This window comes from Cyclobacterium lianum (assembly GCF_900143075.1).
Taxonomy (GTDB): Bacteria; Bacteroidota; Bacteroidia; order Cytophagales; family Cyclobacteriaceae; genus Cyclobacterium; species Cyclobacterium lianum.
This window is the reverse complement of sequence record NZ_FRCY01000004.1, coordinates 227739-253122: the sequence shown is the minus strand read 5'-3', so window position 1 is coordinate 253122 and position 25384 is coordinate 227739. Positions and strand designations below refer to the sequence as shown.

General features: G+C 43.3%; 35 protein-coding genes and 2 pseudogenes. 25 read left to right on the top strand and 12 right to left on the bottom strand.

Annotated features, from left to right (window positions below):
* Positions 1-106: 106 nt before the first annotated feature.
* Entirely contained in the window at positions 107-1198 is a 1092-nt protein-coding gene (locus tag BUB19_RS08035; protein WP_073094006.1) for an endonuclease/exonuclease/phosphatase family protein, read from the top strand.
* Between the two features lie 47 nt (positions 1199-1245).
* On the opposite strand, the gene BUB19_RS08030 is transcribed toward BUB19_RS08035, so the two are convergent.
* Entirely contained in the window at positions 1246-2097 is an 852-nt protein-coding gene (locus tag BUB19_RS08030) for a hypothetical protein (RefSeq protein WP_073094005.1), read from the bottom strand.
* A gap of 18 nt (positions 2098-2115) precedes the next feature.
* Positions 2116-3438, bottom strand: coding sequence for a site-specific integrase (locus BUB19_RS08025; RefSeq protein WP_073094004.1), 1323 nt, complete (start codon positions 3436-3438; stop codon positions 2116-2118).
* A gap of 280 nt (positions 3439-3718) precedes the next feature.
* Here BUB19_RS08025 and BUB19_RS08020 point away from each other — a divergent pair, with 280 nt between their 5' ends.
* From BUB19_RS08020 to BUB19_RS07980, 8 genes are all read left to right on the top strand, one after another.
* Positions 3719-3952, top strand: coding sequence for a hypothetical protein (locus tag BUB19_RS08020; protein WP_178371458.1), 234 nt, complete (start codon positions 3719-3721; stop codon positions 3950-3952).
* Between the two features lie 70 nt (positions 3953-4022).
* Positions 4023-4241 carry a hypothetical protein gene (locus BUB19_RS08015; protein ID WP_073094003.1) on the top strand — a complete coding sequence of 73 codons (219 nt, stop codon included), beginning with the start codon at positions 4023-4025 and terminating at the stop codon, positions 4239-4241.
* Positions 4235-4474, top strand: a complete 240-nt coding sequence (locus BUB19_RS08010) for a type II toxin-antitoxin system RelE/ParE family toxin (protein ID WP_218588548.1) — start codon at positions 4235-4237, stop codon at positions 4472-4474. Before BUB19_RS08015 ends, BUB19_RS08010 begins: the two co-directional genes overlap by 7 nt.
* 573 nt (positions 4475-5047) lie before the next feature.
* Positions 5048-5668, top strand: a complete 621-nt coding sequence (locus BUB19_RS08000; RefSeq protein WP_073094001.1) for a hypothetical protein — start codon at positions 5048-5050, stop codon at positions 5666-5668.
* A gap of 52 nt (positions 5669-5720) precedes the next feature.
* Positions 5721-6281 carry a hypothetical protein gene (locus BUB19_RS07995; RefSeq protein WP_073094000.1) on the top strand — a complete coding sequence of 187 codons (561 nt, stop codon included), beginning with the start codon at positions 5721-5723 and terminating at the stop codon, positions 6279-6281.
* 102 nt (positions 6282-6383) lie between these two features.
* A complete protein-coding gene (locus tag BUB19_RS07990; protein ID WP_143155959.1) occupies positions 6384-6734 on the top strand; it encodes a hypothetical protein in 351 nt (116 codons plus the stop codon).
* Between the two features lies 1 nt (position 6735).
* A complete protein-coding gene (locus tag BUB19_RS07985; protein ID WP_073093998.1) occupies positions 6736-8253 on the top strand; it encodes an RHS repeat domain-containing protein in 1518 nt (505 codons plus the stop codon).
* Complete coding sequence (locus BUB19_RS07980; protein WP_073093997.1) at positions 8250-8597, top strand: YxiG family protein; 348 nt, start codon at positions 8250-8252, stop codon at positions 8595-8597. Before BUB19_RS07985 ends, BUB19_RS07980 begins: the two co-directional genes overlap by 4 nt.
* 86 nt (positions 8598-8683) lie before the next feature.
* Here BUB19_RS07980 and BUB19_RS07975 read toward each other — a convergent pair whose 3' ends face one another.
* Positions 8684-9049 (bottom strand): helix-turn-helix domain-containing protein, encoded by a 366-nt coding sequence (locus BUB19_RS07975; RefSeq protein ID WP_073093996.1) that lies wholly within the window; start codon positions 9047-9049, stop codon positions 8684-8686.
* A gap of 144 nt (positions 9050-9193) precedes the next feature.
* Here BUB19_RS07975 and BUB19_RS24755 point away from each other — a divergent pair, with 144 nt between their 5' ends.
* Positions 9194-9667 (top strand): CHC2 zinc finger domain-containing protein, encoded by a 474-nt coding sequence (locus tag BUB19_RS24755; protein WP_073093995.1) that lies wholly within the window; start codon positions 9194-9196, stop codon positions 9665-9667.
* Between the two features lie 133 nt (positions 9668-9800).
* On the opposite strand, the gene BUB19_RS07965 is transcribed toward BUB19_RS24755, so the two are convergent.
* A complete protein-coding gene (locus BUB19_RS07965; protein ID WP_073093994.1) occupies positions 9801-10139 on the bottom strand; it encodes a helix-turn-helix domain-containing protein in 339 nt (112 codons plus the stop codon).
* Positions 10140-10319: 180 nt separating this feature from the next.
* Here BUB19_RS07965 and BUB19_RS07960 point away from each other — a divergent pair, with 180 nt between their 5' ends.
* From BUB19_RS07960 to BUB19_RS07935, 6 genes are all read left to right on the top strand, one after another.
* Entirely contained in the window at positions 10320-10604 is a 285-nt protein-coding gene (locus BUB19_RS07960) for a hypothetical protein (protein WP_143155958.1), read from the top strand.
* A gap of 3 nt (positions 10605-10607) precedes the next feature.
* Positions 10608-10916, top strand: a complete 309-nt coding sequence (locus tag BUB19_RS07955; protein ID WP_073093992.1) for a type II toxin-antitoxin system RelE/ParE family toxin — start codon at positions 10608-10610, stop codon at positions 10914-10916.
* 278 nt (positions 10917-11194) lie between these two features.
* The gene (locus BUB19_RS07950) at positions 11195-11527 is read left to right on the top strand and encodes a hypothetical protein (RefSeq protein WP_073093991.1); all 333 of its coding nucleotides are present in this window, start codon (positions 11195-11197) and stop codon (positions 11525-11527) included.
* Positions 11528-11554: 27 nt separating this feature from the next.
* On the top strand, positions 11555-11716 hold the full coding sequence (locus tag BUB19_RS24750) for a site-specific integrase (protein WP_084097110.1): 162 nt from the start codon (positions 11555-11557) through the stop codon (positions 11714-11716).
* A gap of 73 nt (positions 11717-11789) precedes the next feature.
* Complete coding sequence (locus tag BUB19_RS07940) at positions 11790-12866, top strand: Fic family protein (protein WP_143155957.1); 1077 nt, start codon at positions 11790-11792, stop codon at positions 12864-12866.
* Between the two features lie 307 nt (positions 12867-13173).
* Positions 13174-13965 (top strand): RHS repeat-associated core domain-containing protein, encoded by a 792-nt coding sequence (locus BUB19_RS07935; RefSeq protein WP_073093990.1) that lies wholly within the window; start codon positions 13174-13176, stop codon positions 13963-13965.
* 243 nt (positions 13966-14208) lie between these two features.
* Here BUB19_RS07935 and BUB19_RS07925 read toward each other — a convergent pair whose 3' ends face one another.
* Positions 14209-14409 (bottom strand): transcriptional regulator, encoded by a 201-nt coding sequence (locus BUB19_RS07925; protein WP_073094233.1) that lies wholly within the window; start codon positions 14407-14409, stop codon positions 14209-14211.
* Positions 14410-14574: 165 nt separating this feature from the next.
* On the opposite strand from BUB19_RS07925, the gene BUB19_RS07920 reads away from it, so the two are divergent.
* From BUB19_RS07920 to BUB19_RS07900, 5 genes and pseudogenes are all read left to right on the top strand, one after another.
* Positions 14575-14808: a hypothetical protein gene (locus tag BUB19_RS07920; RefSeq protein WP_073093988.1), complete on the top strand. Its 234-nt coding sequence runs from the start codon at positions 14575-14577 to the stop codon at positions 14806-14808.
* Positions 14809-14810: 2 nt separating this feature from the next.
* A complete protein-coding gene (locus tag BUB19_RS24745) occupies positions 14811-15107 on the top strand; it encodes a type II toxin-antitoxin system RelE/ParE family toxin (RefSeq protein ID WP_073093987.1) in 297 nt (98 codons plus the stop codon).
* A gap of 287 nt (positions 15108-15394) precedes the next feature.
* Positions 15395-16270, top strand: a pseudogene (locus BUB19_RS07910) (RHS repeat-associated core domain-containing protein); the annotation flags it as partial.
* Entirely contained in the window at positions 16260-16682 is a 423-nt protein-coding gene (locus BUB19_RS07905) for a hypothetical protein (protein WP_073093985.1), read from the top strand. The pseudogene BUB19_RS07910 and the gene BUB19_RS07905, both read left to right, overlap by 11 nt.
* Before the next feature lie 89 nt (positions 16683-16771).
* Positions 16772-17284, top strand: a pseudogene (locus tag BUB19_RS07900) (RHS repeat-associated core domain-containing protein); the annotation flags it as partial.
* 68 nt (positions 17285-17352) lie between these two features.
* Here BUB19_RS07900 and BUB19_RS07895 read toward each other — a convergent pair.
* A complete protein-coding gene (locus BUB19_RS07895; protein WP_262485836.1) occupies positions 17353-17526 on the bottom strand; it encodes a helix-turn-helix domain-containing protein in 174 nt (57 codons plus the stop codon).
* A 136-nt stretch (positions 17527-17662) separates the two neighbouring features.
* Here BUB19_RS07895 and BUB19_RS07890 point away from each other — a divergent pair, with 136 nt between their 5' ends.
* From BUB19_RS07890 to BUB19_RS07875, 4 genes are all read left to right on the top strand, one after another.
* A complete protein-coding gene (locus tag BUB19_RS07890) occupies positions 17663-17884 on the top strand; it encodes an addiction module protein (protein ID WP_073093983.1) in 222 nt (73 codons plus the stop codon).
* Positions 17881-18183: a type II toxin-antitoxin system RelE/ParE family toxin gene (locus BUB19_RS07885; RefSeq protein WP_073093982.1), complete on the top strand. Its 303-nt coding sequence runs from the start codon at positions 17881-17883 to the stop codon at positions 18181-18183. The genes BUB19_RS07890 and BUB19_RS07885 overlap by 4 nt, the downstream gene beginning before the upstream one ends.
* A gap of 583 nt (positions 18184-18766) precedes the next feature.
* Positions 18767-19123, top strand: coding sequence for a hypothetical protein (locus BUB19_RS07880; RefSeq protein ID WP_073093981.1), 357 nt, complete (start codon positions 18767-18769; stop codon positions 19121-19123).
* A complete protein-coding gene (locus tag BUB19_RS07875; RefSeq protein ID WP_073093980.1) occupies positions 19095-19898 on the top strand; it encodes a DUF1206 domain-containing protein in 804 nt (267 codons plus the stop codon). The genes BUB19_RS07880 and BUB19_RS07875 overlap by 29 nt, the downstream gene beginning before the upstream one ends.
* 484 nt (positions 19899-20382) lie before the next feature.
* Here the strand turns inward: BUB19_RS07875 and BUB19_RS07870 are convergent, their stop codons facing one another.
* The 6 genes from BUB19_RS07870 to BUB19_RS07850 all read right to left on the bottom strand — a co-directional run bounded on the left by BUB19_RS07870 (position 20383) and on the right by BUB19_RS07850 (position 25383).
* Positions 20383-21261 carry a poly(ethylene terephthalate) hydrolase family protein gene (locus BUB19_RS07870; RefSeq protein WP_143155956.1) on the bottom strand — a complete coding sequence of 293 codons (879 nt, stop codon included), beginning with the start codon at positions 21259-21261 and terminating at the stop codon, positions 20383-20385.
* A 181-nt stretch (positions 21262-21442) separates the two neighbouring features.
* Complete coding sequence (locus BUB19_RS07865) at positions 21443-22066, bottom strand: HmuY family protein (protein WP_073093979.1); 624 nt, start codon at positions 22064-22066, stop codon at positions 21443-21445.
* 8 nt (positions 22067-22074) lie between these two features.
* Positions 22075-23352: a TonB-dependent receptor plug domain-containing protein gene (locus BUB19_RS24495; RefSeq protein ID WP_262485835.1), complete on the bottom strand. Its 1278-nt coding sequence runs from the start codon at positions 23350-23352 to the stop codon at positions 22075-22077.
* A gap of 33 nt (positions 23353-23385) precedes the next feature.
* On the bottom strand, positions 23386-24393 hold the full coding sequence (locus BUB19_RS24490) for a TonB-dependent receptor (RefSeq protein WP_245802802.1): 1008 nt from the start codon (positions 24391-24393) through the stop codon (positions 23386-23388).
* A 43-nt stretch (positions 24394-24436) separates the two neighbouring features.
* A complete protein-coding gene (locus BUB19_RS07855; protein WP_073093978.1) occupies positions 24437-25147 on the bottom strand; it encodes a ChuX/HutX family heme-like substrate-binding protein in 711 nt (236 codons plus the stop codon).
* Positions 25084-25383 carry an ATP-binding cassette domain-containing protein gene (locus tag BUB19_RS07850; protein WP_073093977.1) on the bottom strand — a complete coding sequence of 100 codons (300 nt, stop codon included), beginning with the start codon at positions 25381-25383 and terminating at the stop codon, positions 25084-25086. Before BUB19_RS07850 ends, BUB19_RS07855 begins: the two co-directional genes overlap by 64 nt.
* Between the last annotated feature and the right edge of the window lies 1 nt (position 25384).

Genomic DNA, 25384 nt, shown 5'->3' with positions numbered 1-25384 from the left:
TACGAAATAAGAAAATCATTTAAATATTTTTACTAAATTTAAGAGGGTTAGTTCTTCTCAGGCCCTTTTTAAGTTTTTTTGAACGTTTCAACCAAACTCTACTACTATGCCAAGGTATTTTAAAATAAGGGACTATGAAGCTAAAACCAGAAAACGTACCCTAGAAAGAATTCTAGACTTAAGAAAAGTCTTGTCAGAAAAAATCCCTTTCACCAAACCCGATTCCTTATTGCTTGCCACATGGAATATCAAGGATTTTGATTCCAATTTTTACAAACAAGGACCTAGATTGGATGAATCCTACAATTACATTGCGGAAATCATTTCCCGCTTTGACCTGGTGGCGGTGCAAGAAATAAACCGTGACTTGGATCCTCTTAGAAAACTAGTCTGGCTTCTGGGAAATGATTGGGATTTTTTGGTAACATCGATAACTGAAGGACTATCTGGAAACGGAGAAAGAATGGCATTCCTTTTCAACAAGAAACGGGTGAAATTTACCAATCTCTCATGGCAGGTGATCTTACCTAAAAGCACAATGGTAACTGAGGAGGGCCTGCAATTTGCAAGGGCTCCTTATGTGGTTAGTTTCCAGGCAGGTTGGTTTAAATTTAACATTTGTACTGTTCACATTTACTTCGGAGAAGATAGTGGTGAAAAATTGCAAAGGCGGATTGAGGAAATCGAAAAAATTGCTACCCATTTTAAAAACCTTAACAAAAAAGAAACGGGAGATTACATCTTACTCGGGGATTTTAATATAGTCAGTCCTCAACACCAAACTATGCAGGCCTTGGAAGAAAACGGTTTCAAAATCCCCGACATTTTGAAGGGATTTGAAACCAACTTGGGCAAAAACAAATTCTATGATCAAATTGCCTTTAAGCAAAATGATAAAAGGCTCGAGTTTGGAGATGCCGGGGTTTTTGACTTCAGGGACGCCGTGTGTAGAGAAGAGGATTATGAGGATTATTTCGACTATATGAAAACAGAGTACCGTGACTTTAATTTTAGAGGCAGAGGGGCAAACAGAAATGCTCCTAGAACAGAAGAACAAAAACGGAACTACTACAACAAAGAATGGATTACTTGGCAGATGTCAGACCATTTACTACTTTGGGTAGAACTCAAAGTAGATTTTACCAATGACTATCTCAATAGCTTGATGCCAGGGGAGGCTCCTTTAGCTGATTTGTGATCAAGAAAAATTGTATTGAGTTAGACTTAAAAAACCACAATTTAAAATCAGAAGCTACCTTTCTTTTGATTAAAAATCAGGCTATCTATCTCATTGGCTTTTAATCCCAGTTTTGATTGGCTGAAAATGGCTTTAACATTTCTGAGTTGATCAATTCTTTTTGAGGAAAGGTTTTCTCCAGATCTAATTTCCTTCACTCCTTTAACGATATCTTTTTTGATATTATTCGGGGAAGCGGAGAGGATTACACCCAAAACCCGGTAAACCCCCTCCTTTGACAAACTGCAATTTGGGTTAAGGCACAATTTGTTGATTAGTTCGTTCAAGGTCCCTGGTCCTCCTAATAAAAATTCAACCGCCAGTAATTTCTCCGTTTTATCAAGGTTGTTTTCAGGAGTTTCGTCATGAATATAATCCCGCTTGGCCCTCATATTTTCGTAAAAAAGTAAGGCGTTTTCCTTGTCCAATAAATCCAGGTTTTCAAATTCAAGGAAATTGGCCAGTTTTTCATTAGGATTGACATACCTCAGGAAAATCGCTGTTTCCCGGATATTTTTGAGCGTTTTGCCGATCAAGTTGTAAATAATTCCTGCCGTGACTCCCGAAAAGATAAGTGCCAGCGGCACCTTCATAGCCACCTCAATTGTCAAGACAGAAAGGGCCAGCAAAAGGCTAATAAAAGTAATGAGTATGGGGTAAATCAAAGAAAGATAAATAAACCACTTTCTTCGGCGGAGAAAAAGGGAGAAATCTTCAAAGTGCTGTCGATTACTGGAAAAAATATGCCAGCCGTACCGATAGGCCAGCATTCTTTCTTCTTCGGAGCTGCCATCAAACAACAGCAGGTATTCCCAGAGCTTATACAGCCAAAGGGACCGTTTTGGATCGAACTTTTGCATAGCTTAGTGTTAGAATTTTCATAATGGGGCTCCCCAGGCTTTCTGCATTTCGTTTCTTTTTCTCTCTTCCGTAACTTTCACATACCGTTGAAAACTTTTGTAATCGGCATGTCCGGTAATCTTCATGACCGTCTCTGCTGGGATTCCTTTTTCCAGGGAAAGGGTGGCAAAAGTTTTCCTTCCGGTATGTGCACTAATAATTTCATGTTTCCTGTAAATGGTGGATTGCTTGCTTGCTCCCTTGTACCTAATTATTTCAATAGGATCATCAATCCCCGCCAGCTTGCAAAGCTCCTTGACATATTTATTGAACTTTTGATTGGAGATCATGGGTAGGGGTGAAGCCAGCTCTTCGTATTTCTTTAAAATATCCTTAGAATACCTATTTAATGGAACGATTAAGGGTTCCTTGGTTTTTTTGATGGTCAGCCTGATCTCCATATCCTTGATATGCTCTCTTTTTAATTGTTGAAGATCAGAAAATCTGAAACCCGTTGCACAGCTAAAGCAGAAAACATCACGCACCTGGTCCAATCGCTTATTTAACTGCAGGTTGTAATTAAAAAGCAAGTCCAGTTCCATTTGGGTCAGGGCGATAACTTCTAGTTTATCTCTTTTGATGGAAAAGTCCTTATACCCATCATTGACTTTTATCCCCAATCTCTTTGCATATCCCAGAAAGGTTTTAAGTGTACTTAATTGTTTTGCTATTGTAATATTATTCAGGGTATTAACTGTACCAGTAGTCTCATGGACTTTTTCCCATCCAATCAAAAAATTCTGGAAAGATTGCATAAAGGTATAATCGATTTTATCGAATCGAATTTTAGTCCTTGTCTTTGCTTCGTAATTTTTTAAGTGATATTTAAGGGATTTATACACTACTAAGCTCCCCTTTACTCTGGTGAGTTCATGCTCCTGGATGTAGCGGTCTATAAAATCATAGACCAGGTTATTAGGTTCTTCCTTTTTTATTTTCACCGTATTAGAACCCCTTATTTTCTCTACCAGCATTTCAACACTATAGGTAATTCCTTTAGACCTAAAATCTTCCTCAATCTTTCGAACCCTATTTTTTAAATCTATTAGATCATCTTGACATTGGATCAGGGACTGCTTATTGGGCAGGTTGTCTCCATATTTTTTTTGGAGTTGAATTTTAAGTTTGGTGGTAAGGTTTAAGATTTGTTGGTCTTCAAGGGACCATAGCTCTGGTACCAGGTTAATTCCTGTAGCTATTTTTCTCCTCTGGCTTGCAAGGTGGATCAATAAGGTAAGTGGCTGCTCACCTCGCTTGTTTTTCAAATCCCTTCTTAACTCATATCTCAATGATGCTTCCATCTTCTGGTTTTTAAAACATTCCTAAATTTAAGGAAAAAAAACTTAGGGGCGAATTCAGGGGCGAAAAAGTTGATCAAATATTCACAAATATGGTCATTACTCCAAATCCTATATATTCATATATATGTATATACGATATTTTAAGGCAGTTTTAATATGATTTTGTTAATAGGTTCGAATCCCCCACTCTCTACATATAAAAAACCTAACTATCTTTATTTCAGGTAGTTAGGTTTTTTTGTTTTTGCCAGGGGTGTAGAATGGGGTGCAGATTCCTTCAATGGGAGAAACCCTGACAGCTTCTCCGGATAACATCAAAAAGGATATCACCAAAAAGGTAAGCGAAATCAGATATGGAGCAAATCTTTCACCGAAAAGGATCGATCAGCTTAGAAATGTCAAAGCAATATTCAATCAGGCAAAATTGGGGTCGAAGGCCAGTGAAATCGACAGACTTATTGACGCCATGGAAAGTCCAAGGGTTGGATTGAAAAATGGGGTAGAATACCATTAACGGGAATAGTCAGAAAAATCTAAATTCCTTTAAAATCGTTATATTTGAAAAGACTTAAATATTGATAAGGATGAAAACAATTGCCGCCAGAAAATATGCGATAATAGAGAAGGTGATGCATTTGAATGAAGAGGAACTCACTGAAATAGAAACCTCTATGCTCAAGTTCTCGGAAAGCCCAGCCAGTATTGAGCAATACAACAGGGAATTGGATGAAGCTGAAGCCGAGATGGACAGAGGAGCCTTATACAGCCAGGAGGAAGTAGAGAAAATGGCTAAAAAATGGTAGCGGATGATCCTATAGAAAATCTTCCTGAACATCCGCCTAAAGTTTCCTGGTCCAAAAGTGCCGTTATTTCTTTTCAAAAAGCCTTCGAAAAAATTAAAGAAAGCTCACCTGTGAATGCGGAGAAGGTGAAAGAAACCATTTTTTTAATGACCCGGCAATTGCCGGATCACCCGGAAAAATATCCCTTGGACAGGTTTAAAAAGGACAACCCAGGGAACTACAGGGCTTTTTGAAAAATAATCCTACCGGGTAGCTTATCGGCATACGGATAGCGAAATCAAAATCCTCCGGGTAAGGCATGTAAAACAAGAACCCAAACAGTACTAAAACTGAATTGACTCTAACTGCTATTATGGCATATTAAAATAATGTAAAGGTTCTACAAATTTTTATTGGTGTTTCATACCGGCATATCTTAACGTTTTTTCCTTGGATTTTCTTCCACCGGCAATAGGTAACTATCTAACGAAATAGTTGCCGACTGGATAATAATTTAACCCTCTCATGCAATAGAAATTAGTTTCTAGGGATCCACGAAACCTTCCCTTGAGCTTAGCAGCAGGCCTCAGACCCTCCATATCGGAGACGGTTCAGGTTCCGGCGGAGGCAATTGCAGTTACTGCCTGGAATACGGCTTTGGAGAAAATACCGATAGCCCCTTTTACCTGGCCTACTCCTATGCCAATTACCTGGCAAAATGCGAGGCGGATGACCTGGCTAAAAAAGCCGACCTGCTGGCGCTGGCAAAGAAGAAGCTCGAAAACCAATGGCTCGATACCTATTACCAGACGCTGGAACTTAGCTGTATGGAAAATGTAACAGAGGCCTTTACCTATACCTACACGCCCAGGGAATACCATTATACCCTCTACTACTACGACCAATCGGGTCAACTGGTAAAGACCGTACCGCCCAAGGGAGTTCATCCCCTGGCATCAGACCAGGTAGACAGGGTGATCAATCAGGGAACTGAGGTAAATCCTGCGCATACCCTGCCCAGCTATTACCGGTATGACAGCAGAAACCAATTGAGGATTCAGGAATCCCCGGATGGGGGAGAATCCGATTTTTGGTACGACCGGGCCGGACAATTGCGGCTGTCCCAGAATGCGGTGCAGTCCGCTGCGGATGCCTACAGCTATACCAGGTATGACCATCTGGGCCGTGTGGTAGAAACGGGCGAAATGGAATCTACCGAAAGTCGCTCCCAGTTATTGGAAAATATCGAAGATCCCGGCTTTCCGGACCATCAAACGTACACTTGCTACGACATTACCCTGACCAGCTACGACCAGCCAATTTCCGGAAAGTATCCGGGATTCGAACAGGAATACCTGCGTACCCGTGTCAGCTGGACGGCCATGGTGGAGAAAGATCGGACGGACACCATCTTCACGGCCTACAGTTATGATGCACATGAGGACTGAGCGTTAAGAAACAGTCCTGTGGACTGTTTTAGCGAAGCGCCAGGCTGCAGGGTTGGTCAAGGCCTTACTTCAGGACCTGCCGGAGATAGGGACCAAACGCACCGACTACATCTACGACCTGATCAGTGGCAAAGTAAATGCGGTGATTTACCAGGGCGGTCATGAGGACCAATTGATCCACCGTTACCGCTACGATGCCGACAATCGCATAGAAGAAGTAATGAGCAGCACCGATGGCTTCGTCTGGAGCACAGATGCCACCTACTTCTATTATCCACATGGCCCGCTGGCCCGGGTAGAGCTGGGAGAATACAACGTACAGGGGCTGGATTACTACTATACCCTACAGGGCTGGCTGAAGGGGGTGAACACCCCGTACATAGGCGATCCCGGAGGGGATGGGGAAAACGGCCTGCGTACCGGAGGGGATGCCATGGCCTTTTCACTGGGCTATTACCAGGATGATTATACGCCGATCGGCAGCGGCATCACGCTCTCCGATACCCGGGACAACCTATGGACCAGGTACCAGGAAGACCGGGGTACGACCGAGGCAAAAGGCTTATACAATGAGGACCGACCGTTAAGAAATGATCCTTTTGGATCATTTTAGGGAGGGGCCGGGATGCAGGGTAGGATTTATGTAAATTTAATTTATAGACGGTATTTCGATTGGGTAAACGTACTTCTAAAAAACTACCTTTACTGTGTCTGGATGAGCACCGACCTTCCCAGCCTGGGCGAGTCCGACCGCATGCAGGCCATGGTCTACGGCTACGATCAGCTTCACAGAATCGTACGGGCCAGAAGCCTGAGTACCTATGGCCAGAACGGGTTAACCAGAAGTAATCCCGACGACAAATATGACACCGATTACAGCTATGATCCTAATGAGGACCGACCGTTAAGAAAATGTCCGGTGGACATTTTTAGGGAGGGGCCAGGTTGCAGGGCAGGCCTAACGAGAACGGGATTGAAAAAAGGGAATATAAATATTTTGACTCACCATTTATCGAAAATCCTTATCTTTACGACGACTGGGTGGGAATACGTCTCCTCAGGATGAATTGACATACAGTTACTACGAGGAGAGCAATAAGCTGAAAAACGTAGATGGATCAACCACAGAAAACTATACCTACGACCAGATTGAGGGCCGAGCGTTAAAAAACAGTCCTGTGGACTGTTTTAGCGAAGGAGCCAGGCAGCGGGGTGGCATTTCTGATGATGCCGAAGGCATAGCCGACATCCAATGGACACCCTACGGAAAAGTAGGAAAGGTAGTCAAAGACGACAATTCCGAGGTTAGCTTTCGTTATGATGCGTCAGGCAACCGGATTGCCAAGATCACGGATAGTGATACGACTATATACGTTCGTGATGCGAGCGGAAACGTAATGGGAGTCTACAATAACAAAGCTTTAAAGGAACAAGCTATTTACGGCAGTTCCAGGCTTGGTTTGGTTAATTACGCTTCCAAAACAGGATATAGAAGTCTTGGTGGCAAAAAGTACGAACTTACAAACCACCTTGGAAACGTCCTTGCGGTCGTAAGTGACAATATCCACTTGGACCTAGATTCAACTTGGACCACGGCCATCAATACGACAGACTACTACCCGTTCGGTTTAGCCATGGATGGTCGTACGGTGCAGGACAGTACGTACAGTTATGGGTTTAATGGTATGGAAGCCGATAACGAGATAAATGGCGCCGGTAGGAGCTATACAACTGAATTCAGACAGTATGATCCCGTCGTAGGAAGGTGGTGGGGTGTGGATCCGTTGGGAGACCACCCGAATCAAATTGGGATGTCACCTTATTCGGTATTTTGGAACAGCCCCATAGGGTACAATGATCCGGATGGAAGATGCCCCATTTGTCCTTTATTAGTTAAAGCGGGAGCAAATGCGGCCGCTGATTTTGCTGCCCAAACAGCAATGAATTACTACTTTAATCCTGAGACAGCTGGGGATTGGGGGGCTTCATCAGGTGCTGTCAACGGCTGGCAGATTACTCGGTCAGGATTAGAGGGCTTAATACCTTGGAAAACACCTGGCAGCAGATTGGGTAGAGCAGCTGGTACATCCATGGGTGATGTTGTTGCTAATTATTTAAATGATCCCGGTGGTTATGACTCTGAACAGTTTTATCAGGATTTTACTGTAGGCTTCATTGGAGACCTTGCAGGAGGTGGTTTAGGTGAGCTTACTTCAAAATACGGTTCCAAAGCGGTAGCTAAAGGACTAACCAATTTGCCGGGTTATAATGCAGCCCAAATACGTAAGCTCACGGGACATGTTATAATAGGTGACTATGCTGATAAACTCGCAAAATCATTAGGTGGGGTTGCTGACAAGGCAACTGGTGATGGTAGCGTTGTTAAGTATGGTAAATATTCAGTTCGCATGATGTATAAAGGAGGAGAGAGAACAAGCCCGTACTTTCGGATAAGCAAAGGTAATAAGGGGACAATTGATGCGTCAGGCAATTTTAACAGCGACAGGGGAGCTTCCCATATTGAATTTACAAGTGATCCAACGGAGCAAATTCAGCAGATCATAAAGGCGAACGAAAATCTATGAATGTAAGTCAAGAGATCTTGAATGGGCTTTATGGTTCTGAAATCCAGTCAATTGATTTTGATTTCAGTAGGAATTCAATCACTTTTGATTTAAGAATTTCAGAAGCTGGAAAATCAAGGAGTTTTAAGTTGGTTTTTAATGAAGTCTTAAGGTACAAAGTCAACAAGGACCGGGCAGATGAAAAGTGGGAATTTATTAGCGTGGCGGAAATATTTCATTTACCGGAATTAGGGGCTGAATATTCAATCGAAGAAAGCGAAAAAGCAAATTATAATTATCTTTTTGATGGTGATGGGTTTGAAATATTCATCATGGCAGGCAGTCTAAATCTACAAGAATCATGAATTACCAGTAGCCTTTGAGTGATCAGGTTTTTTTCATTGTTCTCAATCTGGCAAAAAAGCAGTAATGCTGAATTTTTTGAAAAAAGTTATAGTGCCGCCACATTTTTATTAAAAAAGTCCTTAAACTTCTTTTTGGTAAGCATGGTGTCGATGATTTTGAATACGGTGCTACGGTCGTCCTCGTCGAGTTGGTTGATGAGTTTGATGCGCTCAAACTCCGGTTTATCCTCCAGTGTCACTTCGCCGGGCAGCTCCCCTTCATAGTTGAGGACCTGATCTACGGTCATATCAAAAAGCCTGGCCAGTAGCTGCAGTTCCTTGACGGACGGTTCCCGGTTTCCGTTTTCCAGCTTATTGTAATTGGTATGGCCAATACCCAAATCGGCGGCGACCTGCTTTTGCAAAAGTCCTTTTTGCTCCCTGATTTTCCTGATGGTTATTCCTAAACTCATATTTTTGAAATTAAGTAGGTTGTACAAAAGTAGCGATTCAGTGGATTTTAAGCAAAATATTGCGGTATTGCGAATACTATAATTGCGATATAGTGAATTTATTGATACATTTACGATTGAATAAATCGCAAAACTTTTTTTCAAATGGAAATCCAGGAAATCAAAGCACGCCTGACGCTGGCCGAAGTGCTGGCCCACTACAGATTGAAGCCCGACAAACACGGCCGGTTGAACTGTCCGTTCCACGATGACCGGACGCCTTCCCTGCAGGTGTATACCAAAACCCACACGGCCTACTGCTTCAGCAGCAACTGCAAGACCCATGGTAAGAGCATGGATGTGATCAATTTTATCATGCACAAAGAGAACAGCAGCAAAGCGGAAGCAATCGAAAAGGCCGTTGAACTTTCAGGCGGAGAAAACAACCCATCAAATAACTCGAACAAAACTGTAAGCCCAGCAGTGAAGCCAACCGTCAGCCGTGAGCAGATACTGGACAAAACAGGAAACAAGGCATTAGTTCCGATACATTTTATTCCTGGCGGAACAAATACTAGGGGATGGAAGTACAGGAACTCCGTCGTCTCAGAAGCCTTGAGCAGGAAAACAGTCGCTTAAAAAAGATAGTATCCAACCAAAGCCTGGAGTTCAATATGATAAAATAAATGACATTTTATCAAAAAAGCCCTGACGTCCATGCAAAAGCAATCACATTTTGCATACCTTCAGGACACCTACAAGGTCTCCCATGTCAAGACGCATATGCCTGTTTTGCCTTAAAATCCCTGATCGCCAGGTCGAGGAAGTTCATGATCATGCTCTTGGTCTCGCCCTCCATTTCCTGGATGAGCTCAAACTTTTTGAACAGTTCCCTGTCCTTTATCTGTACCTGCCTGTTTTCATTCACCAGGTAGTCGGTTGATACCTCAAGTGCATCGGCGATGCTTTTGAGCACGTCGGCCGGGGGCACGATTGTGCCTAACTCATACCTTGAAAGGCTTTTAAGGTTGACCCCCGATATTGTTGAGAGTTCCCCCTGGGACAGTTTTTTCTGCTGCCTGGTGAGCCTTATTTTCTCTGAAATGGTCATAGTTGAGAAGCTTTTTAGTTTAAAAAGCCTTTTTATATTTTATAAGGACAAATAGTAGGCAGAATAAAAGTCTGATGACGGCCGAACGCATCACCAAATACATCGGGTAGAACTTTGACATTTATCCCCAAAAAAAGCCAATACTGAAATATCATACTCTGGAACAAATCAAATTGTAATGTGGAATCGTTAACTTTACGGAACAACAAGAAAAAACCAATGGACACAGTTAAGATACGGGAAGAAATAAGCCAATACCTTCAACACGCAGATGATCGTGTGTTAAAACTTATTCATGGGCTGATCAAAGCAGACCAAATATCTTCACCTGTAGGATATAAACCCGATGGCACAATTATCACAAAAGAGGAACTAATATCCAGGGCAGAAAGGTCTGAAAGGGACATTGGAGAAGGCCGCGTAAAAACTTCAAAACAGGTCAGGGAGGAAATGAAGAACTGGTAGTCCATGGAGGTAAGGTTTTCAGAGTGGGCGAAAATATGCTTAAAAGAGATTTACGATCATTATTCAGAAGAGGCCAATCCCGAAAAAGCTGCTGAGATCGTAAATAAAATAATTGACAGAGCAGAAACCCTAAATAAATATCCGGATAGAGGAAGAGTAGAAGATGACCTGATATCTCTTGGCAAAGGGCACCGATATTTGCTGGAATATCATTACAAAATCATATACAAGGTTGATAGTGAAATCATTATTGTCACGGATATTTTTAGCAACTATCAGAAACCAGCTAGGAAACCGAAAAGGAATAAATAGCCACCGCCCAAGGCTACCCTTATACCAGTTTCCAGCACATAAGTTGGCATGATCTCACCACGCAAACAAAAAAGAGCGAGGTTAAGTGGACACCTAAAACCCGCCTTTCGCCGTTTGGAGGGCATTCTTTTATTTACTTTTAGAGAACTTCATTTAAAGTATACGCACCTTCTTTTTTCAATTGAAAAACTTTTCAGCTGAGAGAAAAAAACTATCTTTATGGTTGTCCAAAGGGGCAAAACGTTCTTTGTTTACCTGCCGGCAGGCCCGGAAAAAGGTTGGGAGGAGCTTGGAAAAGCTTTGGAAATTTTTTTGCGGGAGCTTACCGATTTGACTTTAACGGACTTGAAGGCGGCGACCAGGTGAATGGACATGGAAGCAGCTACACGACTGAATTCAGACAGTATGATCCTGGGATTGGCAGGACCTGGAGCAGGGAATTGCAGCTAAAGCCCGAACAGATCATGCTTTTTCATGAGTACCTCAGCCAGGTCAGGCCGAAACTATTAAAGGGCAATGAAAGGGAAACACTGTTGATCGGAAGCCGTCAGCACCCGGTAATTGCGGAAGATATCATCAAGCAGGTCACAAGGAGAGTTAAGGGGCTTTAAGCACCCAGGAAGGTCAAGTGCCGGACGATCAGGCAAAGTGTCATCACCAATCTTCTGAGAGCGGGGCACGACCTGAGGATTGTCCAGGTGTTTGCCGGACATAAATATCCCTCGGCAACGGAGAAATACAAACAGGCACAGCTGGAAGAGCTGAATAAGCAGATACAGAGGCACCACCCGCCTGGGTGAAAATAAAATCTTATGAGGATCTGAAAACAGGAAAAAGCCCCTACTTTTGTAATTGGGTAAAAATGGATACAAAATGGATATATCCAAAAAAATGAACCGGAAACTGGACTTTGAAAGCCTGGTACACCAGAAGATCAACCGGCTTTTGGGCGTGATTGACACGTTCAAAGGTTCGTGGAACGTACTGGAACAGACCAAAAGCGGTTACCTGAAAGAACTGCGCAAGATTGCCACCATTGAAAGCACCGGTTCGTCCACCCGGATAGAAGGGGCGACGCTTACGGATGAAGAAGTGGAAAAGCTATTGAGGTCCGTAAAGATCAGCAAGCTGGATAAGCGGGAGGAGCAGGAGGTGGTGGGCTATTATGAAGTCCTGGAGATTATTCTGGAAAACCACAGGGAAATCCCGCTGACCCAAAGCTATATCCACCAGCTGCATGGTATTCTGTTGAAGCACAGCGACAAGGATCAGACCCATAAGGGGCGTTACAAGAACCTGTCCAATCAGGTGGTGGCCAACTATCCGGACGGGACGCAAAGAACCATTTTCAGGACGACGGAACCGCACCTGACGGCCAGTGAAATGGAAGCCCTGCTATTATGGACAAATGAACGCCTCAGGGAACAGGACCTGCACCCCTTGCTTATTGTGTCCGTCTTTGTTTACGAGTTTTTATCCATCCACCCGTACCAGGACGGCAACGGTCGTCTGTCCAGGCTTCTGACCACCCTGTTGCTGATAAAGCTGGATTATGGTTTTGTCCAGTACCTTTCCTTCGAACACGTGGTGGAAAGCAAGAAGGAGGCCTACTACAGGGCCCTGATGGACGGTCAGAAAAACCGCTACAGCGACCGGGAACGGATCCACGGATGGGTTTTGTTCTTCCTGGAGTGTTTGGTGGAACTGACCGTTCGCCTTGAGGCCAAGTACGAAACCTACAGGAAGCTGAAAGTATTTTTGAACGAAAGGCAGCAACAGATCGTGGCCCATGTGAGGGAAAAGGAGACCGCCCAGATCAGCGAGCTGGAAAACAGCCTGGGAAATTATTCCAGGAACACGATCAAGAAAGACCTGGCCTATCTTGTGAACGAAGGTATCCTGTTGAAAACGGGGGCGGGCCGGGGAGTCCGTTATCATATCAAAAAATAAGTCAGTTCGTCGAAAACGGTTACCGAATACCCCTTCGGTCTACAGATTAAGCACGCCTTGTGTGCCCACATCGATAAAAAATCCCATTGCTATAGGTCCCTACAGTATGGATCAGTGTCTTTTATCAAATCATTTTTCCTTCTTTTAAGAAATGTCAATTATAGTATTACGCACACCCCTTATTTTTTTTAATTGAAACTTTTCAACTGAAAGAAAAAAACTATCTTTATGGTTGTCCAATGGGGTGAAACGTTCTTTATAAAGGTTGTGAGGCGAATGGAAAAATTTAGGAAAATGTGGTGCAGGGGTGTACCGCTATGGGTTCAATGGCAAGGAGTCTGATGATGAGATAAAAGGACCCGGAAACAGTTATGACTTCGGGGCAAGGATTTATGATCCGCGTATCGGGAGATGGCTTAGCGTAGATCCTTTGGCAAGCCATTCCAATCAAATAGGAAGGTCTCCTTATTCGGCGATATGGAACAATCCTATCAAGTACACAGACCCTGATGGAAAATGTCCCATATGTCCTGGATCATATTATTACACAAAGGCAAGTTTAATTTTTTCACAGTTTACCAATAATATTAAAGCTCCATCCCAAAGATTGTTAACTGGGCAATCAGGTAACTTGAATTCAGGATACTCATCCCAACTCAGTAATTCTCAAGCATCTCTTATGTCGACCGTCTCAACCATCAATGATGGAGCAGCAGTAGCATCGAGTGTAAAAGTAGCTTCTAAACAAGGAGGTTTGTTAGGAGAAGAGGTAGTACAGGATTTTGGTACAGCTATAGAGGTTGCGGGTATTGCCACAGCGCAGCCTGAAATAACAGTGGTAGGTGGATGGGTTTCTGGAGTAGGCAATTTAATGGAAGGGGCGATCAATGCTTCGACAGGAGGTCTTACCACAAATGAAATTGGTTATCAAGTAGGCAAAGGGATTGTGTTTAATCACCTTTTTAAAGGAGGAGATAAGGCTGTAAAGGCAGAAACCCTGAGTAAAGAGGCAAATAATGTTTGGCAAGGAATTATAAAGGGGTGGGAAATCCTCAGTGACTGGGCTTGGGAGTTGGATACCGGCGGTGCTGACAATTAAATAAATAAGATCTATGGATATATTCAATATACTTATTGGGTTGTCACTTATGTTTGTTTCAATAATTATTTCAATTATTCAAATTCGGGAAGGAGTATTTAAGAAAAAAGGAGGAGCCACTATAGGGGATGTAAAATTAACTATTGCAGGGTTATTCTCTATTCTTGGAGGTTTATATCTATTAATTAGTGCATTTTAATAGAAGTGGATACAACAATTTTGGCAAACTCAGACCTATTTCAATTACAGTGCCGCCACATTTTTCAGGAAGAAGTCTTTGAATTTTTTGTTGGTTAGCATCTTGTCGATCAGCTTGAAGATGGTCTGCCTGTCCTCTTCTTCGAGCTGCTGGATAAGCCTGAGCTGTTCTACGCCTGTCTTATCCTCGATGACGACTTCGGAGGGGATGTCCCCATCATATGCGAGTATCTGGTCAGTAGTCATGTTGAAGAGCTGCACAGCCTTGTAGAGCTCTTCCACGCTGATTCCCCTGGTACCTTGTCCCAATTATCGAAGGCGGCAGAACAGAAACTACCTTAGCTGAGATAATGGGGAATGTAATAAACTTAAAAATCGTTAACTTTATGGGATAATCAAAAAAACCATCAAATGGATATTGCGGTAAAATACAGGATCATATCGGAAATCATCAATACCAATGATGAGGGTGTTTTAAACGCCATCAAATCACTTTTGAATATTGAGGACGAAATGGATTTTTGGGAAGGGTTAAATGCGGAAGACCGGGCAGCCATCGATGAGGGTCTGGAGCAGTTGGATAAAGGACAACACGTGTCCCATGAATCGGTCCGTGAGGAAATCAAAAACCGGTTCAATTTTTAGGTTTGGCATTGGCGATCCGCTATTCTCTTCGTGCAAGGCATGAGGAAATAGAATTGTTGGAATATGTAGTTCGGAAGTTCGGACAACAGAAAGCAAAAGAAATATATGTCAATATTGAAAAAACATTAGATCGGATATCGGAATCGCCGAAGATGTACCGGGAATCCAATAAAAGAAATGGCTTAAGAAAATGCGTTTTCAGTAAACAGACGAGCATTTATTACCGCATAAATGAAGACCACATAGAGATCGTGAGTTTTAGGCCTAATAGGAAAGATCCCAACAAGTTTAAAATATAAATTATCATTATCAGGTACGGCTCAACATGTCTTAAAGAAGAGAAAAGGGACTGTTACCAATCAGCTCATATGCCTTCTTTTTTTATTTTCCTTTTAGGGAATTTCATTTAAGGTATTCGAACCTTTTTTTTAACTAAAAAATTTTCAACTGAAAAAGAAAAAACTATCTTTATGGTTGTCCAAAGGGGCGAAACGTTCTTTGTTTACCTGCCGGCAGGCCCGGAAAAAGGTTGTGAGGAGATTGGAAAAGCTTAGAAAATTGTTGTGCAGGGACGTACCGATATGGCTTTAACGGCAAGGAAGAGGATTCAGCCGGAGAATGGGGCGGACAGAGCCATTATGACTATGGGTTCAGGATCTATAATCCAAGTATTGCGATGTTTTTGAGTGTGGATCCTTTGGCATCCGAATTCCCATGGAACAGTCCGTACGCGTTTGCTGAGAATGATGTTATTAGAAGTATTGATTTAGAAGGACTTGAAAAGGCAATAATCACTGAATACAACATAGCAGGTGATGGATCAACAAAACTTCGACTAACCCATACTTATGATAATCTAGGAGGGGGTCAATGGGAGGGGACAAAGTATTTAGAACAATACAACAAGGTTGACAACGAAGGAAAGGTCACAAATATTTATACTGATTATAATGATAGGGACGGGACATGGCAGTCTGGGGTTGCAAGCTTGAAGATGAAAGAGGATGGTGTTCAACGCATGGCATCAAAGGCAGACCTGAATTATGGAAATTTACTTTTAAACTTTAACCAAAGTTATAGGGGGCAGAAGTTTAACAGTACTGTATCAAATTATATTACCTCCGTCTCCCTGCCTATTTCTGGAATCGGGATCTTAAAAGCACCCACAATGCTTCAAAAAGCTTTTGCAGGGATGAGCTTCCTGAATGGGATTGACGATTTAACCGGAAATTTTTCAAATGATGGAAATACCGTTATCCAAAATCAATTTGGAGGGACATTGGGGAATGTTATCAAGAGTGCCTTTAGTTTAGCGGGAATTCTTGGAGGTGGTAGCGGTTTGATGAGTAAACCCTACACAGGTACTGCTCCAATCGATAATATTATTGGCATTGGAAGTGATACAAAAAGTTTCTATGACGGTGTGAAAAATACTAAGGATTCAATTTCAAATGATGAATGAGAATAAGGCGACTAAAAATTATTTTCTTAAAGATCTTCTTAACCCTGCCTGGATAATCGCTGGTGTCGTAGGAGCTTTTGCCCACTATTTAGCACTTTTTGCTGTTATGGTTCCTGCTTTGATATACGTAATGTGGCAAATTCCTGTTATTGAAATTGTTGATTCTAATCTTGTAATTAAATATCCAAATTGGATTTTTTATAAAAAGGAAAAAAGATATGAATTCGAACAAATAGAAAAGGTTGACATCAGAAAATCTAATACGGGTTATGCTTCTATGCCATTTATAGATATTTATACAAAAAAAGGAAGGAGCAGATCGGTTTTGTCACCTTCAATGGAATCGGAAGATTTTAATGGCCTACTAACTAATTTGAAAAATAGATTAGGCGAAAAAGTATCTATGATTTGAAAGTAATAATGATCCTCTTACAAAGTTGAAGAAGTCCTATCAGGAAGATGAAATAATGTATTTATTGGTAAGCATACCGTTATGGCTTTAACGGTAAGGAAGAGGATTCATCCGGCGAATGGGGCGGACAGAGCCATTACGACTACGGGTTTAGGATCTATAACCCCTCCATAGCGAAGTTTTTGAGTGTGGATCCGATGGCGTCCCAATACGCAGCATTAACTCCATATCAATTTGCGACCCATACTCCTTTATGGGCTATTGATATCGATGGCCTTGAGGCCGGCTACATGGTTTCTTTCAATGTGTTTATGGATAAAAATGGGAATTATGTAATCGAACCACTTCATAATCCTGTTTTAACCACTAATAACGGAGATTGGTCTGGGATAAATACGGAAAGCCAGTTTTGTTTTAAGAACGAGTTTATTGGGAATAATCAAGGAAATATTCCCGGGTGGAGCGACTGGAGGCAATCACAGCAAGAAGAATTTAATAAAGGCGCATCTGCATTAGCTATGGGAACTGTCTCAGTTATTCTCGCTATTCCAAAAGCCCGGCAGTACCGGGCTTTTGTGTTTTATACACTGAGTGAGTTCTGAACCTGGCACTAGAACAGGAATGCGCCCATCAGTGCGAAGATGTGTTCCCTGTCCTCGGGCAGTAGTTTTTAGATGTCCTGCAGGCGTTTGAGGGTTTTTTTGTCAAAGGAGCTGTTCACTCCCTCGCCGACCAGGAAGTCCAGCGACACGCCGAAGGCATCGGCAATTTTTTTTGCCGCCTCGATGAATGGGACGGCATCCCCGCGCTCATACTTCCCGATGATCTCACGGGATGCACCGATCTGCTGTGCTAGTGAAATGCAGCTGCCGTCACTCAGGGATCAGGACGACGGTGTGGAAATACCATCTTTTCGTACAGGGGAAACTTAACTGAACAAAAAAACCGTTAACTTTAAAGAACAAAAAAAACTGATCAAAATGGATATCCAAACTATCAAAGTCGACCTTATCCACTGGCTCACGGAGCTACAGGACCTGAAAATACTGGAACAGCTACAGGCTCTCAAACATCTTCAGGAGGCAGGGTTAAGCGATGCCCACAAGGCGTTGTTGGATGAGCGTATAGCTTCCTATGAAAAGGATCCAGGCAAAGCGTTGGACTGGGATGAAGTAATGAAAGAGCTTGAAAAGGATTTATGATCTACAGTATAAAGCTGCTTCCGGAGGCCCGTTTTGACATTAAGAAAATAATGGAATGGTACAATGAAGAAAAACCGGGATTAGGTAAGGGGTTTTATCTGGCATTGAAATCAAGGCTTGATTATATCCGGAGGTATCCACTGCATTTTCAGGTTAGCTATAGGGATGTGAGAAGCATCTTGTTGGAAAAGTTTCCCTATCAGGTACATTACAGAATAGAGGAAACGGAGGGATTGATTGTTGTTTTGGCGATAACACATACCAGCAGGGATCCCCGGGTCTGGAAAAGCAAGACCTGATCCCATATGGATTGGTATGAAAACCTCAAGATCCAACTGCATTCCTTTGTGATAGCCACTTAGAATAGAAAATTTAGCAATACAATTTAATGGTTAGCGGTGTTCGTCATTCTCATTCGGCAAAAAGCCACACCTGCGAGTTAGACATCCATCATCCTTTATTCAACAGCATAAATCACCTTGCTTTTTACCCATACCCGCCGGATTGGAGGCTTTCTTTTTTTTCGTTTCTTCTTTTTAGGAATTTTTTACAAAAAGTAAGCCCGCACGCACCTTCTTTTTTTTCAATTTAAAACTTTTCAACTGAAAAAAACTATCTTTTTGGTTGTCCAATGGGGCGAAACGTTCTTTAAAAGTCGTGAAGGGGGAGTTGGGAAATACCTGAAAAGATCGTGCAGGGGCGTACCGATATGGGTTCAATGGTATGGAAGGCGATGATGAGGTAAATGGCCCTGGCAGGAGCTTTACGACCGAACTCAGGCAGTATGATCCGGGCGTAGGAAGGTGATGTGAATTTGATGCCCTTACAGATGCAATGCCACAATGGTCTCCGTATAATTTCGTTTTCGATAATCCGCTAAGAATGGTTGACCCGACCGGCCTTGCCCCGGATGACTGGGTAAAGGACAAGGAAGGTAAGGTTGAGTGGCGTGAAAACGTAAACTCCGCCGAAGACCTGGACCCGCAGTCAGGAGATCAATATTTGGGAAAATCAGGAATAGGTTTGGATGAGACCTCGGGTAATACGCTGGTATATAATTCCGACAGTAGAGGGCCCAGCGTTTACTGTAACAGGTGGGGCTACCACTCACGGCATGGTAATTTCAGTCTGGAATACAATTCCCAATGCATACTTAGGGATAATTTCCTTTGGCATAAAAATTGGTACAGTACAGTCGAAAAACCAAGCCATGGAAACCCAAAACCAAAACCCAGGTGAAGAGAAGAAAAAAAAGTTTGCCCGCTTTGGGATAGCTACAAAAGGAGTAGTCTATGTGCTAACTGGTGGTCTGACGGCCTGGGCCGCCTTCGGTAGCGGCGGTAAAACAACCGGTAGTGACGGCGCCTTGAAATTTTTAGTTGCTCAACCCTTTGGCCAGGTAATGCTCTGGCTCGTAGTGTTTGGCCTGGCCGGATATGTTTTTTGGCGAATGTATCAAACCTTTAACGATCCGGATGATGAAGGCTCGGATTCGAAAGGTATTGCCCGCAGAATTGGGTTTTTTTCAAGTGGCATTTTTTACCTCTTTATCATTTATACTGCTGTTCAGGTTTTGATCGGTAGTGGCAGTGACAGTGGCGGAAAACAATCCATGATACAGAAGTTGTTAGACCAGGAATACGGTCGCTGGCTGCTGGCTGCAGTCGCTCTTGTTTTCTTTGGAAAAGCTGTCTATCAAATTTTCAATGCCTATTCCGGGAAATTTAAAGAAGAAGTGGAACAGGCTGGTATGGATCAGAAAGCACAGCAGCTCATGATCTATTCCGGGCATGTAGGATATACATCCAGGGGCTTGGTGGCTGGCTTAATCGCTTACCTTACGGTAAGAGCTGCGGTTACCTTCGACGCATCGAAGGCTGGAGGAACGAAGGATGCTTTTCAATTTATCCAGAATGAATTTGGAACACTTGTTATGGGGATTATCGCCCTCGGATTGCTGGGATTCGGGGTCTTTATGATAATTAAGGCGAGTGAACGGAAAATGAATTTTTAATTTAACCGATAACCGACAAAGGATTTATTTACGGAAATCAAACAGGACCATCAAAAACGATGAATCCTTTGCTATCTGCTGATCAAAATGAATGGGGATTCAGAAGGCCGTAAAGAACTTTTTGACCGGCTCAGGAAGGAGTTGCAAGTTCATGCAGATGCCGAATAAAGTTATTAATACTGAAGTACGACAGAAAACAGGACCATGCCAGGCACAGTGTCGCAGAACATCAGGAAATCGACGGATTGGTAGAGGATCTGGGCAATACCGGGATGTCCTCCCATGGCTGGTTAGTCTCTGTCAAAAAACTGAAAATCATTCAACACCTTGGATAGGAAGAAGATGTATTTGCATTAGCGGATAAGAATCCCTTTTTAAGGTTTTTCAAATGAGAATACACTACTTAAAAAAGTAAATCATAGAAGTAACCTGAATTTAGGGACTTCATGTATTGGTTGGGTTTATATAGCCTCTGGATTGATTTTCAAGGAATATTTTTCTTTTGTACCGTCCATTTATCTGAACGCGAAAGTCCAGCAGGCTCGCCACCGAACATCTCTCCGGATGTCTGGTCTCCTTTCAATTGCCAGTTGAACCAGGCCAATGCAACCCGGGCAAATTCACCTCCGTGTGGTTGGGCATAGGTGCCTCCATGACCTACATCCATATTGCCAACAAATACAGGAACATGGTCCAGCCGGTTGAAATCATCCATGCCATTGTTATAAGCAATGTCTTTTTCTCCACCCAGCAGGTACAGGGTAGGAGTGTGTAGCTTTTTGAGCTGTGCTTTGCTGATGTTGGGCATGCCAGGCATCCCGGCACCCGGATTTGGCAGAATACCACTGTTGCATACCACGAGGGTAGTGACCCGTGGATCGGGTGCGACTTCCAGTGCTTGTAATCCCCCACAGGACATGCCGCTCACTGCAATTTTAGAAGTATCCAATTTCCCAAAGAATGGACTATTTTTGTTTTCATTGCCGGCGATGGCCCAATCGATGGCAGCTAACATTTGAGCGGATTGTGACTTTCCGGAACCCTTTTCACCTTCTTCCGGCATCTGTCCAAGTGCTATTACAAAAAAACCATGGGATGCCACTTCACTCAAAAAATTCACATGTTCCCAGGGTGAGTTGGCACAGGCACCGTTGCCCCAGGTGATGATGGGCAACTTCTCCCTATCCCCAAACCGGCTCAGGTCCTCAGGTCTGAATATGGTGTGGGTGGGAAGGGTAGGGTCCTTTTCCATGATAGCACTGTATTGTCCGGTGCCTCCATCTTCGATAATTCTGTTGCTGCTCTCCTGGGCCAAAGAGGGATTAAAAAAGGCACATCCATAACAAAGTAGAATCAGGAACATTAAAAAAGTTGCTTGAGGAATCCTATACCTCATACTTGGATATTGAGCAGCCGATTGGTCAAACATGGGCATTTTTTTTTCTAAAGAACTGTATATGACATTGATTGGATTGCCAATATAACTAAATTTAAAAGAATACCTCAAATCTATCATGGTATAGATTTGAGGTGATTTTATTATTTCAGAAATTCATTGATCCATCTGGCTGAACCAAAAACCTAAATGTGTAATAGGGACTTGGAGTGCTCATAGGATCTACTTCTGCAAGGGGAGGATTGTCCTGGTAATAGGACAGGATTTCCACTTTGGCATAATTGCCTGCATTGGTCCTGATAAGTATTACCCGGCCCGGGATCGGACTGACGACATGGTTGCTCGGGTTGTAATTGTACCAACCGTTTCCGGAACCTGTTGGGATGGCCATGCCATCTGCGCCGTCGCTATGGAATTCCACTGAGGAAGGAACCTCATTCAATTCATCAAAGGCTGCAGTCACCACAGTGCCTTGTGCGGAACCCGAACCGCTTGTCCCGCTATTGACGATAAGAGTGGTTCCTTTAAAAGCAATGTCCCAATTCCCTTCCCGATTGTCTGTTTCCTGGTTATTTTCCAGGCTGAAATAGCGGAAAGGTCGCTCCTCCGTAATTTCTCCGGTACTCCTGTCAATCACATCATTGGGCGCATAAAGATTTTCCACGGTTTTTGCCTGAGCGTCAATTTCCGGTTTTTCTACTTCGCTACTTTCGCATCCTGCGTTAACTGCAAGCAAAAGAATACCTGCCAAAATTTGATTCCATTTGATCATTTTAATAATTATTTATTTTGATTAATTAATTGATGAATAGGTAATTTCAAGCCTGCAAACAGGATGGTGCCAGGATTGTCGGGCGCATGAATGGTGGTCTGGTTGAATAGGTTAAATCCACCCGCCTCGACCATGATCCCGTTTTTCAGGTCTTTGTTGAGACTCAGGTTCCAACTGATAAGCCCGGGAGCATATTCGGAAGGGTCGTCAAGTATCAGGTTTCCATTCACATCGCCAAATCCGAATTTACCCTTGTAGATGCCTCTAAGCACCATATTTACACCAGTACCGGACTCCTGGTAATTGATTTTCACATTGCCACTATGCCGGCTCCTGTTAAATAAACCACCGTAATCGCTCCTTTGAACCCGTCGGCTGCGGTTTTGGGTATCCCGACGGAAAAGTTCTCCTGCATCGATTTTTTCCAATACGTCAAGATCCTTTGTATCCAGGTACATGTAGCCCAGGGAAAATTGCAGGTTGTCCGATACCCGAAAGGTCCAGTCCAATTCGGCCCCTCTGCTGATGACCCTGGCAATGTTGAAATAGGAGAAGGCATTTTGTCCGGAATTCAGGCGAGCTACCGGAGCGGTTTCAATCAGATTGGAGATGTCATTATGGAAAAAATTAGACTGAAACAATAGCTCCCGGAATATTTTCCACCTAAAACCCGTGTTGATGGCCCTGGAATTTTCAGCTTCCAGCTGGCCAAACCGACTGGGGTCGAGCAGCATTTCTTGTACCAATCCCTGGGATTGCAATCTTGCTATGCCTGCCTGTACCAGATTGGCACCGAATACATAATAGCCTGCAGAAGCATTGTTGAAATTCAACAACAATTGCCTGAAATCCGGGGCTTTGAAACCGGCACCAAGTGAAAGTTGCCAGCTAAATCGTTCACTGACCTTGTACATCCCTGAAATCTTGGGGCTGATTCTTTCACCATATTGGCTGTGCAAATCTGCCCTTACTCCGGTAACCAGATTCCACTTTTCTGAAGGATCCCATTGGTGCTGAAAAAAGACATATCCGGCATCAAATCGATTGTTGTCATCATACCTGGTGGCTTCCACGGTTTCCATCAGGTGACCTAGCCCAATGGTGATGAGTTGTTTGGAATCCAATTGATGGTCCGTCTGGAATTCTGTCCTGTGGTAATGCTGCTTGAAATCCTGCTCATCCAGAATTGATCCATCCTCTTGAAATATTGTCAGGGTATGGGTCTGGAACAGGGAACTCATGCTCCTTACCGTCATCTGCCATTGATCGTTGGGACGAAAGCTAATGGTAGGATTCAGGTTCAGGTCCAGACTCTTCCCTTATAGGTCAGCCAATCTTGGATTTCCTTCTCCAGCCACCGGCATGCTATTTTCCGAATTCTCGTTATAAAACCGGGAATAAAGCTTAAAATCCCACTTTTTGGTTTTCTTACCGATTTTAAATTGAGCAGTACTGGCTTCATATGGACTTTGGGTTTTTCCGGGTACCTCGGGAGTTATATCAAATCCATCGGTGGAAAAGCGGTTGAAATAGGCATAAATGTTCCAGTCATTCTGGTTCATGCCGATATCTCCACTGAGGTCAAGGGTGTTAAACGAGCGGTACCTGGATTCCAGGCTGGCAGCAAACCTTTCCTTACTTTTTTTGGTAATGATATTAATAGCTCCTGCCATGGTTTCGCTTCCATAAATCGCACTGGAGGGACCCCGAAGGACTTCGATCCGTTCGATATTGGAAACTGCAATCCTATCCAGGTCAAAAGTTCCAGCCGTTCGGCCTATCAGGGGTTCTCCATCCAGAAGTATCAATATATAATCCGATGAAAGTCCCTGCATTTGCAAACCTGTTCCATGATCTCCCACTACCTGCAGGCCTGTTTGTTCGCGGAGTATCTCCGAAAGCCGCATGCCCCCTGTTTCCGCGATTTTCTTTCGGGTAATGATGGTGACCGGCATGGGCAAATCTTCTACACTGCGATCGGTTCGGGTGGCAGCTACCACCACTTCCCCCATCTGCCCGATCTTTTCCTTCAAATTGAACTTGTTTACCTGCCTGAGTTCTCTGGCCTGGAATATCCTTGTATCATAACCCATGGCAATTATTTCGATCAGCTGGTCCTGTTGCAGGTTATCAGGAAGCTCAAATGAGCCATCATTACCGACCGTAAGCACCTGTTCAGTTCCAATTTTCACGAGGGCATGGGGGATGGGATTGCCCTCAGCATCCTGAATAAAGATTGGGTCGGAGGGAAAAGCCAGGTTGGGGATAATGAGCAACCCGAATAGCCCGACAAATATTTTATATTTATTAAGATTAATTCTATACATAAGGCTAAAATTTTTCCCGGTGCTGGCTCCACCGGGAAATTTTTTATAAACTGTCTATCAGATTTTTCCAGCGTTCATTTTGAGGAAGTCCTGGCTTTCTCAGTCCAAATAACTGGGCAATCATTTCGCCATCCTTGCCGAACAATTCCAAAGAGGAAACCAGCCCATCATCGGTGTTTTTGTGAACCACCCATGCCTCAGCAATACAAGTTTCATCCATATGCATGTTAAAATCAGGATCCATTACGTTGAGCCAATCCCCCAATTGGCGGATGGTACGCACTTTTCCCTGATGAATTTGTATGTTCCCCTTATTGCCGGCGAAAATCATGATTGGCATCTTTTCATCCGATGCTACCTCGAGGATTTTTCGGCTGGATAACCTGTCTACAGGGTAGGCCCATTTTTCTCCTATCCATTTGATGGCATCCAGGCGGTGCACATTGTATTTCCGGAGCATGCCAAAAAAATCATGGGTGTCTTTCATATTTTCCCAATCCTTTGCAAAAGCCTCCCTGTCTACCGCACTGGCATAGGTTTGAGGCTCAAAAGGAAGAACCTGTATTGGATCACTTTTCTTCTTTTGCCGATAGCTGTCTACCATGTTGTCATACGCATCCTGGTTGCTCTTTTCCTGCAGGTAGATTTTTAGAATTGCATCCCCCGCCTGATCAAAAAACTGAAAGCTTCTCATGGTGCCACGTGCGGTTTCAGTGGTAACGGCAAATCCGTATTTCCACTTGCCCAAAAACACCCGCTGCTCAATAGGGCAAGTTCTCTCGCAGCCAGTGTGTTTATTGAACGGCCATTGTACCTGACACTTCCCAGTTTACATTTTATTTCTCCTGACAGCAAGCGGAAGAGGGTGGACTTTCCTGCGCCATTGGGCCCGAGCAATACGGTTATCTCACCAGGCTTCAGATTTATGCTGACCTGGTCTACAATAGGTTTATTATTGATACAGAAATGAATGTTTTTCGCTTCCAGCATA

Bases quoted from the DNA above. Each gene is read 5' to 3' on its own strand.
- BUB19_RS08035 (WP_073094006.1), top strand. From the start codon at position 107: ATGCCAAGGTATTTTAAAATAAGGGACTATGAAGCTAAAACCAGAAAA.
- BUB19_RS08030 (WP_073094005.1), bottom strand. From the start codon at position 2,097: ATGCAAAAGTTCGATCCAAAACGGTCCCTTTGGCTGTATAAGCTCTGG.
- BUB19_RS08025 (WP_073094004.1), bottom strand. From the start codon at position 3,438: ATGGAAGCATCATTGAGATATGAGTTAAGAAGGGATTTGAAAAACAAG.
- BUB19_RS08020 (WP_178371458.1), top strand. From the start codon at position 3,719: ATGGGAGAAACCCTGACAGCTTCTCCGGATAACATCAAAAAGGATATC.
- BUB19_RS08015 (WP_073094003.1), top strand. From the start codon at position 4,023: ATGAAAACAATTGCCGCCAGAAAATATGCGATAATAGAGAAGGTGATG.
- BUB19_RS08010 (WP_218588548.1), top strand. From the start codon at position 4,235: ATGGTAGCGGATGATCCTATAGAAAATCTTCCTGAACATCCGCCTAAA.
- BUB19_RS08000 (WP_073094001.1), top strand. From the start codon at position 5,048: ATGGAAAATGTAACAGAGGCCTTTACCTATACCTACACGCCCAGGGAA.
- BUB19_RS07990 (WP_143155959.1), top strand. From the start codon at position 6,384: ATGAGCACCGACCTTCCCAGCCTGGGCGAGTCCGACCGCATGCAGGCC.
- BUB19_RS07980 (WP_073093997.1), top strand. From the start codon at position 8,250: ATGAATGTAAGTCAAGAGATCTTGAATGGGCTTTATGGTTCTGAAATC.
- BUB19_RS07975 (WP_073093996.1), bottom strand. From the start codon at position 9,049: ATGAGTTTAGGAATAACCATCAGGAAAATCAGGGAGCAAAAAGGACTT.
- BUB19_RS24755 (WP_073093995.1), top strand. From the start codon at position 9,194: ATGGAAATCCAGGAAATCAAAGCACGCCTGACGCTGGCCGAAGTGCTG.
- BUB19_RS07965 (WP_073093994.1), bottom strand. From the start codon at position 10,139: ATGACCATTTCAGAGAAAATAAGGCTCACCAGGCAGCAGAAAAAACTG.
- BUB19_RS07955 (WP_073093992.1), top strand. From the start codon at position 10,608: ATGGAGGTAAGGTTTTCAGAGTGGGCGAAAATATGCTTAAAAGAGATT.
- BUB19_RS07940 (WP_143155957.1), top strand. From the start codon at position 11,790: ATGGATATATCCAAAAAAATGAACCGGAAACTGGACTTTGAAAGCCTG.
- BUB19_RS07925 (WP_073094233.1), bottom strand. From the start codon at position 14,409: ATGACTACTGACCAGATACTCGCATATGATGGGGACATCCCCTCCGAA.
- BUB19_RS07920 (WP_073093988.1), top strand. From the start codon at position 14,575: ATGGATATTGCGGTAAAATACAGGATCATATCGGAAATCATCAATACC.
- BUB19_RS07905 (WP_073093985.1), top strand. From the start codon at position 16,260: ATGATGAATGAGAATAAGGCGACTAAAAATTATTTTCTTAAAGATCTT.
- BUB19_RS07890 (WP_073093983.1), top strand. From the start codon at position 17,663: ATGGATATCCAAACTATCAAAGTCGACCTTATCCACTGGCTCACGGAG.
- BUB19_RS07885 (WP_073093982.1), top strand. From the start codon at position 17,881: ATGATCTACAGTATAAAGCTGCTTCCGGAGGCCCGTTTTGACATTAAG.
- BUB19_RS07880 (WP_073093981.1), top strand. From the start codon at position 18,767: ATGGTTGACCCGACCGGCCTTGCCCCGGATGACTGGGTAAAGGACAAG.
- BUB19_RS07875 (WP_073093980.1), top strand. From the start codon at position 19,095: ATGGAAACCCAAAACCAAAACCCAGGTGAAGAGAAGAAAAAAAAGTTT.
- BUB19_RS07870 (WP_143155956.1), bottom strand. From the start codon at position 21,261: ATGTTCCTGATTCTACTTTGTTATGGATGTGCCTTTTTTAATCCCTCT.
- BUB19_RS07865 (WP_073093979.1), bottom strand. From the start codon at position 22,066: ATGATCAAATGGAATCAAATTTTGGCAGGTATTCTTTTGCTTGCAGTT.
- BUB19_RS24490 (WP_245802802.1), bottom strand. From the start codon at position 24,393: ATGTATAGAATTAATCTTAATAAATATAAAATATTTGTCGGGCTATTC.
- BUB19_RS07850 (WP_073093977.1), bottom strand. From the start codon at position 25,383: ATGCTGGAAGCGAAAAACATTCATTTCTGTATCAATAATAAACCTATT.